Origin of the sequence: Streptomyces sp. NBC_00154 (assembly GCF_026342835.1) — a bacterium.
Lineage (GTDB): Bacteria > Actinomycetota > Actinomycetes > Streptomycetales > Streptomycetaceae > Streptomyces.
In genome coordinates this window covers 653,610-666,781 of the sequence record NZ_JAPEMI010000002.1, presented here as the reverse complement: position 1 = coordinate 666,781, position 13,172 = coordinate 653,610, and the positions used below count along the sequence as shown (strand labels likewise).

General features: G+C 68.2%; 14 protein-coding genes. 5 read left to right on the top strand and 9 right to left on the bottom strand.

Going from position 1 to position 13,172, the window contains the following annotated elements; all coding sequences use genetic code 11:
• Nucleotides 1-9: 9 nt before the first annotated feature.
• Entirely contained in the window at nt 10-942 is a 933-nt protein-coding gene (locus OHA03_RS39440) for an NADP-dependent oxidoreductase (RefSeq protein ID WP_267009634.1), read from the bottom strand.
• A 349-nt stretch (nt 943-1,291) separates the two neighbouring features.
• On the opposite strand from OHA03_RS39440, the gene OHA03_RS39435 reads away from it, so the two are divergent.
• Both OHA03_RS39435 and OHA03_RS39430 read left to right on the top strand, forming a co-directional pair.
• The gene (locus OHA03_RS39435) at nt 1,292-1,987 is read left to right on the top strand and encodes a type 1 glutamine amidotransferase domain-containing protein (protein ID WP_267008791.1); all 696 of its coding nucleotides are present in this window, start codon (nt 1,292-1,294) and stop codon (nt 1,985-1,987) included.
• A 219-nt stretch (nt 1,988-2,206) separates the two neighbouring features.
• Nucleotides 2,207-3,160 (top strand): LysR family transcriptional regulator, encoded by a 954-nt coding sequence (locus OHA03_RS39430; protein ID WP_267008790.1) that lies wholly within the window; start codon nt 2,207-2,209, stop codon nt 3,158-3,160.
• Here OHA03_RS39430 and OHA03_RS39425 read toward each other — a convergent pair.
• Together OHA03_RS39425 and OHA03_RS39420 are read right to left on the bottom strand one after the other, a co-directional pair.
• Nucleotides 3,114-3,275, bottom strand: a complete 162-nt coding sequence (locus OHA03_RS39425) for a hypothetical protein (protein ID WP_267008789.1) — start codon at nt 3,273-3,275, stop codon at nt 3,114-3,116. The genes OHA03_RS39430 and OHA03_RS39425 overlap by 47 nt on opposite strands.
• An 88-nt stretch (nt 3,276-3,363) precedes the next feature.
• Entirely contained in the window at nt 3,364-3,747 is a 384-nt protein-coding gene (locus OHA03_RS39420) for a TipAS antibiotic-recognition domain-containing protein (RefSeq protein WP_267008788.1), read from the bottom strand.
• A gap of 51 nt (nt 3,748-3,798) precedes the next feature.
• On the opposite strand from OHA03_RS39420, the gene OHA03_RS39415 reads away from it, so the two are divergent.
• Nucleotides 3,799-4,563 carry a hypothetical protein gene (locus OHA03_RS39415; protein ID WP_267008787.1) on the top strand — a complete coding sequence of 255 codons (765 nt, stop codon included), beginning with the start codon at nt 3,799-3,801 and terminating at the stop codon, nt 4,561-4,563.
• Nucleotides 4,564-4,747: 184 nt separating this feature from the next.
• Here OHA03_RS39415 and OHA03_RS39410 read toward each other — a convergent pair whose 3' ends face one another.
• Complete coding sequence (locus OHA03_RS39410; RefSeq protein WP_267008786.1) at nt 4,748-6,166, bottom strand: DEAD/DEAH box helicase; 1,419 nt, start codon at nt 6,164-6,166, stop codon at nt 4,748-4,750.
• Between the two features lie 221 nt (nt 6,167-6,387).
• Between OHA03_RS39410 and OHA03_RS39405 the strand changes: the two genes are divergently transcribed.
• On the top strand, nt 6,388-7,008 hold the full coding sequence (locus OHA03_RS39405) for an L-threonylcarbamoyladenylate synthase (RefSeq protein ID WP_267008785.1): 621 nt from the start codon (nt 6,388-6,390) through the stop codon (nt 7,006-7,008).
• Between the two features lie 232 nt (nt 7,009-7,240).
• A complete protein-coding gene (locus OHA03_RS39400; protein ID WP_267008784.1) occupies nt 7,241-8,758 on the top strand; it encodes a glutamate synthase subunit beta in 1,518 nt (505 codons plus the stop codon).
• A gap of 66 nt (nt 8,759-8,824) precedes the next feature.
• On the opposite strand, the gene OHA03_RS39395 is transcribed toward OHA03_RS39400, so the two are convergent.
• From OHA03_RS39395 to OHA03_RS39375, 5 genes are all read right to left on the bottom strand, one after another.
• Nucleotides 8,825-10,045 (bottom strand): cytochrome P450, encoded by a 1,221-nt coding sequence (locus tag OHA03_RS39395; RefSeq protein ID WP_267008783.1) that lies wholly within the window; start codon nt 10,043-10,045, stop codon nt 8,825-8,827.
• Between the two features lie 12 nt (nt 10,046-10,057).
• Nucleotides 10,058-11,440 (bottom strand): NAD(P)/FAD-dependent oxidoreductase, encoded by a 1,383-nt coding sequence (locus OHA03_RS39390; RefSeq protein WP_267008782.1) that lies wholly within the window; start codon nt 11,438-11,440, stop codon nt 10,058-10,060.
• Entirely contained in the window at nt 11,437-11,646 is a 210-nt protein-coding gene (locus OHA03_RS39385; RefSeq protein ID WP_267008781.1) for a ferredoxin, read from the bottom strand. The genes OHA03_RS39390 and OHA03_RS39385 overlap by 4 nt, the downstream gene beginning before the upstream one ends.
• A gap of 174 nt (nt 11,647-11,820) precedes the next feature.
• Entirely contained in the window at nt 11,821-12,168 is a 348-nt protein-coding gene (locus OHA03_RS39380) for a VOC family protein (RefSeq protein WP_267008780.1), read from the bottom strand.
• A 145-nt stretch (nt 12,169-12,313) separates the two neighbouring features.
• Nucleotides 12,314-13,006 (bottom strand): YitT family protein, encoded by a 693-nt coding sequence (locus OHA03_RS39375; protein ID WP_267008779.1) that lies wholly within the window; start codon nt 13,004-13,006, stop codon nt 12,314-12,316.
• Between the last annotated feature and the right edge of the window lie 166 nt (nt 13,007-13,172).

Sequence of the window (13,172 nt, the reverse complement as noted above, 5' to 3'; positions counted from 1 at the left end):
CGGGATTAGTTACTCCACGACCAGGACGATCTTGCCGGTCGTTCGGCCGGTCTCCCCGAGCGCGTGGGCCTTGGCCGCATCCGCGAGGGGGAAGGTGGCCTCGATGTGGGCGCGGAGAGAGCCGGCCTCCACGAGATCCGCGATCGCCTTCATGCCGGCGTGGTCGGACTCGACCAGGAGCGTCTCGACGCGGATGCCCAGCCCGGCGGCCTTCGCTGCCTCCTGCGGCGAGCCGCCGTTCAGGAGGGAGACGAGGATGCCACCGGGACGGAGTACATCGAGGGAGCGGGCCCGGGTCTCGCCGGAGAGGGGATCGAGGACCATGTCGATGTCCTGAACGGCGTCGGCGAAGTCGACCCTGCGGTAGTCGATGACTTCGTCCGCACCCAGCTCGCGTACGAAGTCGTGCTTGGGCGCGCTCGCGGTGCCGATCACGTACGCGCCAAGGGACTTGGCGATCTGTACGGCGAGGTGGCCTACGCCGCCGGCCGCGGCGTGGATGAGGACGCGCTGCCCGGGACGGACTTCGGCGGTGTCGACGAGTGCCTGGTAGGCGGTGAGGGCAGCGAGCGGAAGTGCGCCCGCCTGGACGTGATCGATGCCGACCGGCTTGTGGGTAAGGGCGCGGGCGGGGGCGATCACGTACTCGGCGTGGGAGCCGACGCCGTACGGGTAAGGCAGCATGCCGAAGACCTCGTCGCCCGGCTTGAAGAGGGTGACCCCGTAGCCGACGGCCTCGACGACCCCGGAGACGTCCCAGCCGAGAACGAGCGGAAGGCGGTCGAGGAACAGGCGGTTCGCCCGGTGCTTCCAGTCGGTGGGATTGACGCTGGCCGCCCGGACGGCGACCAGAACCTGGCTCGGGCCCGGGACAGGTTTGGGGAGCCGGACTTCCCTGAGTACGTCCGGGGTTCCGTAGGCGTCCTGACTGATCGCGCGCATGATGGCCTGGTCGGTGTTGTTCGTCATGCGTCCAGCGTGCCGGTCGTCGCCGTTCCGTGCCATGGGATGCATGCGATCTTTCGTTGGGATCCCGGCGCGCCCTGCACGCAGGGACTGAGAATCAGCGCAAGTCGGCCGGGCGGACGATATTTCTTCTGAGCCATTGGAATTTCGATGGCTGCCATTGGGATCCCCATTGGAAATGCATGGATAGCGGCCCTAACTTCGAGGACATCGCCGCACCGACGATCTGGACCCGGAGGGTCAGAGTTCGCAGAACGTAGGAGCGTGCGATCCGAATCTCCCCCATCCCATGGGCCCGAGCGGGCCCCGTTCCCGGAGACAACTCATGTCGAAGATCCTTTTCGTGATGACCGGCGTCGACCACTGGACGCTGGCCGACGGCACGAAGCACCCCACCGGTTTCTGGGCGGAGGAGGCCGTCGCCCCGTACGAGGCGTTCAAGGCGGCCGGGCACGAGATCGTTGTCGCCACGCCCGGCGGCGTCGTCCCGACCGTTGACAAGGGCAGCCTGGCGCCCGAGTTCAATGGAGGGCAGGAGGGTGCGGACAAGGTCGCTGCCACGCTTGCCTCGATCACCGAGCTCCAGCACCCGATCACGCTGACGGACGTCAATCTCGAGGACTATGTGGCCGTGTTCTACCCCGGCGGCCACGGCCCCATGGAGGACCTCGCCGTCAACCCGGTCTCCGGCCGGATCCTGATCGACTCCCTCGCCTCCGGCAAGCCGCTCGCGGTCGTCTGCCACGCCCCGGCCGCGCTCCTGGCCGCCGAGAAGCCCGACGGTTCCAACGCGTTCGCCGGCTACAAGGTGGCGGCGTTCACGAACGCCGAGGAGACCCAGGCCGGTTTCGCCGACAAGGCGAAGTGGCTGCTCGAGGACCGTCTGACCGAGGCGGGCGTGGAGGTCCAGGTGGGCGAGCCGTGGGTCCCGCACGTCGTCGTCGATCGCAACCTTGTCACCGGCCAGAACCCCGCCTCGTCCGCCCCGCTCGCCACCGAGGTCCTCAAGAAGCTGGCCTGACGATGAGTGCCGACCGGCTCGCAGGGGTCCTCGCCGCCAATGACAACTGCCTCACCAGGTATGGCGTACGGCGCACGATGGACGAGATCGCATCCACCACAGGGGTGTCCCGGTCAGCAGTCCATCAACACGTCCGGAGCAAGGGCGACGCCTTCCGGCAGCGGGCCGGGCATCTGCGCGGCCGGGTTCGCTCCCATAAGAATGCCTATATTTATCTTTATGGAGCATAGGGATTCAGATGAGCTGCGGGTGGTGCCGCACTCCGGTCCGGCACCGCTCGCGGATCTCAACCTGCTGCGTACCTTCCTCGCCGTCTACCGCGTCGGCTCCTTCACCGCTGCCGCCCATCTGCTGGGCCTGTCCCAGCCGACGGTGACGACACAGATCCGTTCCCTGGAACGACAGACCGGGCGCGAGCTGTTTGAACGGCTCCCGCGCGGCGTCGCCCCCACTCCGATCGCTCACGACCTCGCGACCCGCGTCGCGGGCCCGCTCGACGCCCTCGCCGCCACCGGCCAGGATCCCGCCGCGCAACCGCACGCGCGCCCCGACCCCGTCCACCTCGCAGGGCCGGCCGAGTTCCTCGCCGAGCGCGTCCTGCCGGGCCTCGCCCCGCTCGTCGCCGACGGCGTACGGCTGCGGGTCACGACAGGACTGACCGACCCGCTCCTGGACGAGTTGCGGCACGGCCGACACGACCTCGTCATCGCCACTGTCCGCCCGCGTGGCCGGACCCTGGCCTCGGTGCCCCTCGTCGACGAGGAGTTCCTCCTGGTCGCCGCACCCGCCGTGGCCGAGCGCACCAAGCCACTTCTGGCTGCCGAGGGCCCCGCCGCACTGCAGACGGTGCCGCTCATCGCGTACGCGGACGACCTTCCGATCGTCCGCCGCTACTGGCGTCACGTCTTCGGTGCCCGTCTGAACCGCGAGGCTGCCGTGACCGTCCCCGACCTGCGGGCCGTGCTTGCCGCGGTCAAGGCTGGCGCCGGGTTTTCGGTCCTCCCGCATTACCTGTGCCTGACCGACATGGCCGGGGGCTCCCTGGCCCTCCTCCATGAGACGGACGACCCGCCCATCAACACCAGCTACCTCGTGCAGCGCCCGGGTACCCCCGACAACCCGAATGTCACGCGAGTCCGGGACCACCTGCTGGGCCTCGTCCGCAACTGGTGACATCGACCGTGAGATCCAGGACTTCGGGCGTGTACATGTGCGCGGGCGACTCGTCGTAGCCCTGCGCCACCTGCTCGTTCCACACGTCCTCGTCCATGCCGTCGAAGGCTGACACGCTGTCAAGCAGGCAAACGGCCGGATCTTGCTGAAACGCTCTGGCGGCGCGGCTTTCATCGGCCGCTTGTGCCGCCGGGGCCGACTGGTCAGCGGGCCTGCCGCGCCCGTTCCAGATAGCCGACCAGAGCGGCCATCCGGTCAGCGGGCCAGGGCAGACTCCGGCTGAGTTCGGCGCTGTTGTCCTGCCACATGCGCCGAGCTGCGGCCTTGATCCGTTCGCCCCGCTCGCCGACGGCGTGGAACGTGGCGCCCAGTTCATCCCAGCGCCGGACGAGGTCCTGCACCTGCGGATCGTCGACGGGGGTGTCGTCCCGCACATGGTCGAAGAGCCGTTCGACGAGCTCCGCCCATCGGCTCTTGGCCGCCTCCACTGCGTCAGGGCCGAGTTCGGCCCTACGCTCGGCCAGTTGCTCCCGCTGGTCCTGCGTGAAACCGGTCTCGTACACCGAGATCATCTCCAAGGTCGTCATGAATTGATCCGGATCGGGCATCGACGATTCGTCCAGCCGACGCACCAACCCGTGAATCCGATTGCTGAGCAGGTGGATGCGTTCGGCCTGCTCCTGCAGGCTGCGAAGCTGAGCGGCCAGGAGGAGCGCACATTCCTCTGGGCGCACGGGCTGAGAGAAAACGAGGCCGATGGGTGCATATTTACTACTTTGCGAAGTTGTTACCTGTGTGGGTGGTGCGTCCCCGGGCTCGGCCGTAGCGTCGATAGCGGAACATCCGTTGAGGAGAGGCCGGAAGCGCCGTCGGACGCCTGCTCCGGATCCGCGGACCGCACCGCGGAGCGGGCAGGGCGTACGCGAGGCCTCATGGGCCCGGAGAGCGACTGCTGGGGAGCGGACATGCAGAGACTCAAACTGAAGACAGCGGTCCTGATCTGTGCCGTGGTATCTCTCGCAACAGCAGTCGTACCGGCATCGGCTTCCACGAAGCCGAAGTCGCCCGACACCGTGATCATCGACTGCTTCTCGGACCCTCAAGCACGCCCAGGCACGTTCCTGATTGCCTGCGGGGACGGCAACAGCATCCTCACCGCGCTCCGGTGGTCCGCCTGGAAACCGAAGTTCGCCACGGGCAGCGGGCTCAACGTACTGAACGACTGCCGGCCCTACTGTGCTGCAGGCAAGTTCCACTCCTACCCCGTGGCCGTCAGGCTCGACCGTCCAGAGCCATGGCAGAAGCATGCTGGGCAACAGCACTACACCCGGATGCACCTCGTCTACACCGGCCACAAGCCGCCGCAGATGCCGAGAGAAGTGACCTACCGGCTCTGGAACTGACGGTTGGCCCGAGCCACTCGACGCAGCGCGTTCAACGGCTGCCTACCGCACTCGGCGGAGTTGCGCCACATGTACCGCCGCGGACGAAGACTCTCCTCCTGTCGCACTGCCCGAAGAAGCCGGTCCCGCCTGCCCTCTACAGATCCGATAAGGGCATCTGATCTGCACTGTTACCGCCCGGTGCCTACTCGGAGCCGCGGCGTACCCGTGCGGCCCTGCGGGCCTCGGCCATCTTGCGGGCGTCATCGCCCCGACGGGACCCGCCACCGGTGCGCCCGGATTCGCCCCGGGTGGTCCCCATGCCGCGGAACGGGGCATTGCCGTTCTTCGGGCGCGCTGCGGCAGGACCGCCGTCGAGGGGCACACCGGAAGGGGCCCGGGCACCGGTGATCCGGCTCAGTTCCGCCTCGCCCGAGCGCACCGCGGTGATCTTCGGCGTGATGCCGGCGTCAGCCATGAGCCTGCTCATTTCGCGGCGCCCGCTCGAAGGGACCAGGGTGACGACGCTCCCGGACTCACCCGCACGGGCGGTGCGCCCTGCACGGTGCAGATAGTCCTTGTGGTCGCTGGGCGGGTCGACGTTGACCACCAGGTCGAGGTCGTCCACGTGAAGGCCCCGGGCTGCGACATTGGTGGCCACCAGTGCGGTGACCTGACCGTTCTTGAACTGGGCCAGGGTGCGCGTGCGCTGGGGCTGGGACTTTCCGCTGTGCAGCGCGGCCGCCCGGACACCGCTGGCCCGCAGGTGCTTGGTCAATTGATCGACCGCATGCTTGGTGTCCAGGAAGAGGAGCACCCGGCCGTCGCGGGCCGCGATCTCGGTCGTGACGGCGTACCGGTCGGCGCCGTGGACGGTCAGCACATGGTGTTCCATCGTCGTGACCGCCCCCGCCGACGGATCGACCGAGTGGACCACCGGGTCGTGCAGGTAGCGGCGGACCAGCAGGTCGACATCGCGGTCCAAGGTCGCCGAAAACAGCATCCGCTGCCCGTCGGGGCGCACCTGATCGAGCAGTTCGGTGACCTGGGGCAGGAAGCCCATGTCGCACATCTGGTCGGCCTCGTCAAGCACGGTGATACGCACCCGGTCCAGCCGGCAGTCCTTGCGCTCGATGAGGTCGTGCAGGCGTCCGGGGGTCGCTACGACGACTTCGGCCCCGGCCCGCAGCGCACCGGCCTGCCTGCCGATCGATATACCGCCGACCACTGTGACCATCCGCAGCTTCAGAGCCTGGGCGTACGGTGTGAGCGCCTCGCCGACCTGCTGGGCCAGCTCCCTGGTGGGGACGAGGATCAGCCCGAGCGGCTGCTTCGGCTCCGCACGCCGGCTCGCGATCCGTGTGAGCAGCGCCAGGCCGAAAGCCAGAGTCTTGCCCGATCCGGTGCGCCCCCGGCCCAGGACGTCCCGGCCCGCGAGGGAGTTCGGCAGCGTCGCCGCCTGGATCGGGAACGGGTGGTTCACGCCGAGGCCGGTGAGCGTCTCCAGCAGTTCGAGCGGCAGGTCCAGGTCGGCGAACGACGCCGCCGCCGGGAGGGCCGGGGTGACCGTATCCGGCAGGGCAAATTCACCCGTCGGGGCGTTCGTGCGAGCTGAGCGCGTCATGAAGAGCCTTCCTCGATGTACAGCACGTATCGAGGAATTCCCGGCAGACGGAGAAGCCGGCAAACCGCAAGAACGGGCAAGTGAAGATGATGGAGGCCATTAACGGTAGCAGCCGGTTCTCACCAGGAGCGTGAAAGCGCTCAAGCACCGGAGCGGTCTGCCGCCTCACCACTGCGATCCAGTCACTGACCACGGCTGTCCGGATCGCATAGGCTCGGCGGATGGCAAAGTACTTTGACGTGCACCCCGAAAATCCTCAGCGGCGCGCCATCAGCAGCGTGGCTGACAGCATCCGCTCCGGTGCGCTCGTCGCGTACCCGACGGACTCCTGTTATGCCCTGGGATGCCAGCTGGGCAACCGTGACGGCATCAGCCGGATCCGGTCGATCCGGAACCTCGACGATCGCCACCACTTCACTCTCGTGTGCGAGGACTTCGCGCAGCTGGGCCAGTTCGTGCACATCGACAACGATGTGTTCCGCGCGATCAAGGCAGCCACGCCCGGCAGCTACACCTTCATCCTCCCTGCGACGAAGGAGGTGCCGCGCCAGCTGCTGCACCCCAAGAAGAAGACGGTCGGAGTCCGTATTCCCGACCATGCTGTGGCTCAGGCCCTGGTCGCCGAGCTCGGTGAGCCGCTGCTGTCCAGCACGCTGCTCCTTCCCGACGAGGACGAGCCGATGACTCAGGGCTGGGAGATCAAGGAGCGGCTCGACCATGTGGTGGACGCCGTGGTCGATTCGGGAGACTGCGGCACCGAACCGACCACGGTCATCGACTTCTCCGGCGGCGAAGCGGAGATCGTACGGCGGGGAGCAGGCGACACCACACGCTTCGAGTAGCCGTATCCGCACGAGTGCCGGGGGCGGGCGCGCCGGGGCCGGGAGCCGCGCGGTCGGCGCTCCTTCCGCCCGAGTGTCCGCTGGAACAGGTGAGACGCGTGCAGCGCATCGAAGCGGCGGCGGAACGACTGCCGACGTGCGAATGACGCCCACAGCCCGATGAAAGGGGCATAAACCAGGCGTACCCTGAGCAAAACGCCGGTACACCGCAATTGGGTGATGGAGGCGGAGCATGACCGACCCCCACGGCTTCCTCAAAGTTCCCCGTCGGCCCGTTCCGGCGCGCCCCGTCGAGGAACGGCTGGGCGACTGGAACGAGGTCTATGCGGGTCAGGCACGGCTTCCGCTCGTGTCCGAGCAGGCGGGGCGCTGCATGGACTGCGGCATACCGTTCTGTCACAGCGGGTGTCCGCTGGGGAATCTGATCCCCGAGTGGAACGCGTACGCGGCGAAGGACGACTGGTGGGCCGCCGCCGAGCGACTGCACGCGACGAACAACTTCCCGGAGTTCACCGGGCGGCTGTGCCCGGCGCCATGTGAGGACGCCTGCGTGCTCACCATCAATGCTGATCCGGTGACGATCAAGAACGTCGAGCAGGCGATCGCCGACGAGATCTGGGCGCGCGGGTACGCGTCACCGCGACCGCCCGAGCGGCTCAGCGGGAAAACCGTCGCCGTCATCGGCTCCGGACCTGCCGGATTGGCGGCAGCACAACAACTCACCCGCATCGGTCACACCGTCGCCGTCTACGAGCGCGCCGACCGTATCGGCGGACTGCTGCGCTACGGCATACCCGCGTTCAAGATGGAGAAGCAGCACTTGAACCGCCGCATCGAGCAGATGCGGTCGGAGGGCACGAAGTTCCGCACGGGTGTGGATGTTGGCAGCGATCTCGACGCCTTCGAGCTCACAAGACGTCACGACGCGGTGGTCGTGGCCGTCGGAGCCAGGGGACAACGGGAGCTGCCTGTCCCCGGCCGTGAGCTGCACGGCATTTGTCAGGCCATGGACTACCTGACCTTCGCCAACCGGGTCAGGGAGGGTGACTACGTCTCGTCCCCCGTCACAGCCGAGGGCAAGCACGTAGTGATCATCGGAGGCGGGGACACCGGTTCGGACTGTCTGGGCACCGCCCTGCGTCAGGGGGCGACGTCCGTGGTCCAGCTGGACATCAATCCGGAGCCCGGCGAGGCCCGGCGGGACACCGAGCCCTGGCCCACGTATCCGAAGGTCTACCGGATCTCCCATGCCCATGAAGAGGGCCGGGAACGGGAGGGTACGGATCCGCGAATCTTCTCCTCCGCCACCCTCCGTCTCGAAGGGGACCGGCACGGTCACGTTCGCGGCATCCGCCTGGCGGAAGTGGAACCCGAGGACAGAAGGCCGCGGCCGGACACCGAGCACGTGATCTCGGCGGATCTGGTCCTGCTCGCGCTCGGCTTCTACGGTCCTGAACGGGGCACCGGTCTGATGAAGCAGCTCGCGCTCACGCTGGACGACCGGGGCAACTTCGCGCGGCATGCCGACTTCGCCGCCGAGACGACGGAGCGGGCCCGGAGCGCCGAGCGGACGGTCCGGACCGGGGCGGAAGGGGTCTTCATCGCCGGCGACGCGGGACGTGGCCAGTCCCTTGTGGTGTGGGCCATCGCAGAGGGACGGTCCGCCGCGGCCGCAGCGGACCGCTATCTGAGCGGCTCCACGGAGCTGCCGGCCCCCGTAGCCCCGAGGGATCGCCCCCTGGTGGCATGAGCGCTTCCGGTATCCCGTGCCCACGATCACGTTCGCTGCTTCGCCGGGGCCACAACGACCTGCCGACTACGTTCCTGCGGCGTGCTGGATCACGAGATGACGAGGACCGCGCAGCACGGGACTGCGCCGGTACGGGGGCGGGTCCTCGACCAGGCGGGGGTCGTCGAGGTTGCGGAGGAGCGCATTGAGTGCGATCTGTGCCTCGACACGGGCGAGCGGGGCGCCGAAGCAGTTGTGGATACCACTGCCGAAGCCGAAGTGCTGATTGTCCTCACGCATCGGGTCGAAACGGTCCGGGTCGTCGAACCTCAGGGGGTCCCGGTTGCCGGAGGCGAGCACAAGGATCAGAGAGGCGCCCTTGGGGATGGTGACGCCCGCGACTTCGATGTCGGTGAGCGGTGAGCGCTGCGGCAGGAACTGGACGGGGGGCTCGTAGCGCAGCAGTTCCTCCACGGCCCTCGGCATGAGTTCGGGCTCGGCGCGCAACTTCGCCAGGATGTCGGGGTGGCGCAGGAGGGTGAGCATGCCGTTGGTGATCAGGTTGACGGTCGTCTCGTGGCCGGCGATGAGCAGCAGTACAGCTGTGGCCATCAGTTCCGGCTGGGTGAGACGGCCTTCGGGTCCTTCGTCGTTGGCCAGCGCGGAGAGCATGTCGCCGGTCGGGTGGCCACGCCGCTCTTCGGCGAGGTCCCCCAGATAGTGCGCCATCGCCTCCCGCGCCTCCACGGCCGACTGTCGACGCTGCTCCGGGTGCTCCCCGTGCCTGAAGTCGAAGCCGGCGATGATCGCGTTCGTCCAGACACGGATGCGGGGCACATCTTCCTGGGGCACGCCCAGGAGCCCGCAGATCACGGTGACGGGCAGCGGGTAGGCGAAATCGTCGACGATGTCGATCCGGTCCCTGCCCCGGAACTCGTGGATCAGTTCCTCGGCGATCCGGGTGATGTCGCCCTGCAGGGCGTCGATCCGTCCCGGGGAGTGCGGCGGACCGAAAGGGCGCATGGCGATGCGGCGGAGCCGGTCGTGTTCGGGGTCGTCGACACCGATGAAGGCCGGCGGCATGTCGTCCGACCTGGCCAGCAGTTCGTCCGGATCTGTTCGGTTACGAAGGTCCGAACTGATCCGCGGGTCGTGGAGCAGGGCGGCGATCTCATGGTAGGTGCCCACCAGGTAGCTGCCATCGCTCTGTCGTGACACGCCGTTCTCGCGGAGTTCTGCGTAGAGCGGATACGGGTCGGCGCGGGTCGTGTAGTCGGTGATGCGTTCAAAGAGGGTGTCCGGGGGCATGCGTGAGGCTCCTCATCGAGCGTGGGCGGCGGTCGGGGGTGATTCGGCCCGCACCAGAATCAGGTGCCGGTCCGGCAGGTGACCGGTGAGAGCCACGGTCGGACCGTGCGAGAGCAGCTGAGGGGACGGCACGTCGGAGGGGACGGGCGCGGGCGAACCGGACCGGTCGGCGGCACCGGGGGCGGGTGGAAACGGTGCCGCCGTCTCGATGAGGTACTGGTAGTGCTCCAGCCACTTGGCGCGGTTCACACTGACCGCCGCGGTGACACGTCCCCGGTAGCCGTAGACGGCAACGAACCGGCCCTCGTGCAACGAGCCCTGGGCGATGACCACTTGATCGGAGAAGGTCGGTACGCCCACGGACTTGATGTTGAGGCCGAACTGGCTGGACCAGAAGGCGGGCACCGACAGGTGCGGGCGCCTGCGCGGTCCCGGGCTGATCATGTTGTGGGCTGCCACTTCGGCCTGTGCAACCGCGTTGCCCCAGTGTTCGAGGGACAGCATCTGGTACTCGAAGAGCGGATGCGGGAAGCGTGCCACGTCTCCGGCGACGAAGACGTCGTCGGTGACGATCCCGTACATGTCGAAGGCGCGGCACCCCGCGTCGCAAGCGACGCCGCGGGGGCCCGCGGCCAGGCCTGATCCGTCGAGCCATTCGGTGTTGCGGATGGCTCCCAACGCGACCACGGCGACATCGGCGTCGATCCGGCGGCCGTCGGAGAACTCGGCGCCCGTGAGCCGACCGTTGCTGCCCTTCAGAGCGGTAACGGTCACGCCGCAGCGCAGGTCGACCCCGTGTGCACGCTGCAGCCGCCCCGCATAGCTGCCGAGTGTCCCGCCGAGCGCCCCAACGAGAGGCGAGGGTCCGCGTTCGGCGACCGTCACGTCGAGACCGCGCTCCCGGCAGGCGGACGCGATCTCCGAGCCGATGAATCCGGCGCCGATCACCAGGACGCGGCGCGGTCCCGCGTCGAGGAGTTCGGCGAGGCGGGCCGCGTCGTCATTCGTACGCAGGGTGAGTACGCCGTCCAGGCGGGCTTCGTCGGAGTTCGCCCAGGGGCGGGCCCGGGTCCCGGTGGCGATCAGCAGCCGGTCGAAGGGAAGCTCTTCGCCGTCGGCGAGGACCACCCGCTTCTTGATCGGGTCGACCCCGACGGCACGGACACCGAGCTTCCATCGCGCGTCCACCTCGCGGCGGCTCGGCAGCCCGACGTCATGCGCGTGTACCCGCCCGAGCAGCACCTGCTTGGACAGCGGTGGTCTGTCGTAAGGAGGGTGTGGCTCCTCACCGACGAGGGTCAGCGATCCGGCGAAGCCTTCGTCACGCAACGTCTCGGCGGCGCGCAGACCGGCCAGCGACGCACCGACGACGACGATCCGGCCGACGCCGCTCACGGAGCGCCGACGCCCGCCGGCTCGCCGACGAGGATGGCCTGTACCGGACAGGCCGCCGCTGCCCGGCGGACGCGCTCATGCTGATCGTCGGGCACAGTCGGCGTGAACATCAGGGCCTCCTCGCCATGCAGCTCGAACACCTGCGGTGCGAGAAACACGCACTGCGCATACCCCTGGCAGCGATTGAGGTCGACGACGATCTGCATCTCGGCCCGCTCCTCCCTGCCACCCGTCATCTCTGTCCTAATGCCTGCCGCCGGCCGACGCGAACGGTGCTGGTCCATCCGGGTTCGCAGACCGACCGGTCAGGAAGGGCAGTGGCTGCGGCGGACCGCGCGCCGGGGAAGCACCGGTTCCCGGAACGGCAGTCGCGATGACCGCTATCGGTGGCCCAGCACGTTGACGACCCGACCGTTGGGGTCACGGACGAAGAACCGGCGCACTCCCCACTCCTCGTCCTGCAACGGGTGCAGGATCTCCGCACCGCTGTCACGCACGACCGCGTAGGCCGCGTCCACATCGTCCACCTCGACGCTCATGTCGGGCACGACCGGTGCGGTCTTGTCGTGCGTCATGAAGCTGACCTGTGCCGTCGGAGCGGACGGAGAGGCAACCGTCATGATCCAGCCGTGGTTCATGACCTCTTCGAGGCCCAGCAGACCGTAGAAGTCGCGGCTCTCCTGTACGGTCTCCGACTGGATGTTGGGCACGACACGGCGAACGGCCATCAACGCCTCCATGAAGTAATCATGTCTATGAGCCGCCCCAGGAAATCTCGGGCACGCACTCTCGTGACGGGCTCCAGGCTAAGGGCCCTCGCCCCGAGCAGGAGTGACTGAGTCACCGTCATTCAGCCGCTCCCGCGCGTCCCTCTCAAGCCTTGACCGGTGCAGTCCGGGTCGCCCTCGCGGATCGCGCTTCCGTCGCAGCGCGTTCGGCAGCGCTCCGGTAGGCGAACCACGGCATGAAGAACTGCGTGGTCGGGCCGACCGCGAGCGCGTACAGCACCGTGCCCACGCCCACGCTCCCGCCGAGCAGCCGGCCCGCGCCGAGCACGGTGATCTCGATCAGGGTGCGGATGAGCCGGATGGAAAGCCCGGTTGCGGCGGACGCACCGGTCATCAACCCGTCCCGGGGGCCGGGGCCGAAGCGCGCGCCGACGTAGACGGCGACGGACAACCCGTTGAGGAAGACACCCCCGACGAGCAGGCCGACCCGGGCGGGGAAGGCGAGGTGCTCGGGGATGAGCAGGAGACCAAGGTCGGATGAACACGCCAGAACGACGATGTTCGCGACGGTTCCGAACGTCGGCCGCTGCTTTAGCGGGATCCACAGCAGGAGCACCAGAACACCGACGGCGCCCGTGATCGTACCGAAGCTCAGGGAGGTGTGGTGCTCCAGACCCTCGTTGAGGACGCTCCAGGGGTTGACGCCCAGCGAGGCACGGACCATGAGCGAGAGGCTGAATCCGTACAGGGCGAGGCCGAGGAACAGTTGGGGAAGACGCCTGCGCAAGTGCTCACCGAGGGGGACATAGGTGAGGGACGGCGGAGACGGGCGCGTCATGGGCACCGGTGGAGCGGCACTGCGTCCCTCGTGACGGCGCCGGAGTCCGCGCTCGCAGCGGTCCGTTTTCTTCTGCTGCATACCAGTCGCCTCCAGCGAGTTCGGGTGACTCAAGGCCACAGGCGGCGAGTCTGTACAGTGATTGGCCCAGACAACACAGCCAATG

Excerpts from the sequence above, each read along its gene's own strand:
- OHA03_RS39440 (WP_267009634.1), bottom strand. The coding sequence starts at position 942 with ATGCGCGCGATCAGTCAGGACGCCTACGGAACCCCGGACGTACTCAGG.
- OHA03_RS39375 (WP_267008779.1), bottom strand. The coding sequence starts at position 13,006 with ATGACGCGCCCGTCTCCGCCGTCCCTCACCTATGTCCCCCTCGGTGAG.
- OHA03_RS39410 (WP_267008786.1), bottom strand. The coding sequence starts at position 6,166 with ATGACGCGCTCAGCTCGCACGAACGCCCCGACGGGTGAATTTGCCCTG.
- OHA03_RS39385 (WP_267008781.1), bottom strand. The coding sequence starts at position 11,646 with ATGCAGATCGTCGTCGACCTCAATCGCTGCCAGGGGTATGCGCAGTGC.
- OHA03_RS39405 (WP_267008785.1), top strand. The coding sequence starts at position 6,388 with ATGGCAAAGTACTTTGACGTGCACCCCGAAAATCCTCAGCGGCGCGCC.
- OHA03_RS39380 (WP_267008780.1), bottom strand. The coding sequence starts at position 12,168 with ATGGCCGTTCGCCGTGTCGTGCCCAACATCCAGTCGGAGACCGTACAG.
- OHA03_RS39395 (WP_267008783.1), bottom strand. The coding sequence starts at position 10,045 with ATGCCCCCGGACACCCTCTTTGAACGCATCACCGACTACACGACCCGC.
- OHA03_RS39430 (WP_267008790.1), top strand. The coding sequence starts at position 2,207 with ATGGAGCATAGGGATTCAGATGAGCTGCGGGTGGTGCCGCACTCCGGT.
- OHA03_RS39420 (WP_267008788.1), bottom strand. The coding sequence starts at position 3,747 with ATGACGACCTTGGAGATGATCTCGGTGTACGAGACCGGTTTCACGCAG.
- OHA03_RS39435 (WP_267008791.1), top strand. The coding sequence starts at position 1,292 with ATGTCGAAGATCCTTTTCGTGATGACCGGCGTCGACCACTGGACGCTG.
- OHA03_RS39400 (WP_267008784.1), top strand. The coding sequence starts at position 7,241 with ATGACCGACCCCCACGGCTTCCTCAAAGTTCCCCGTCGGCCCGTTCCG.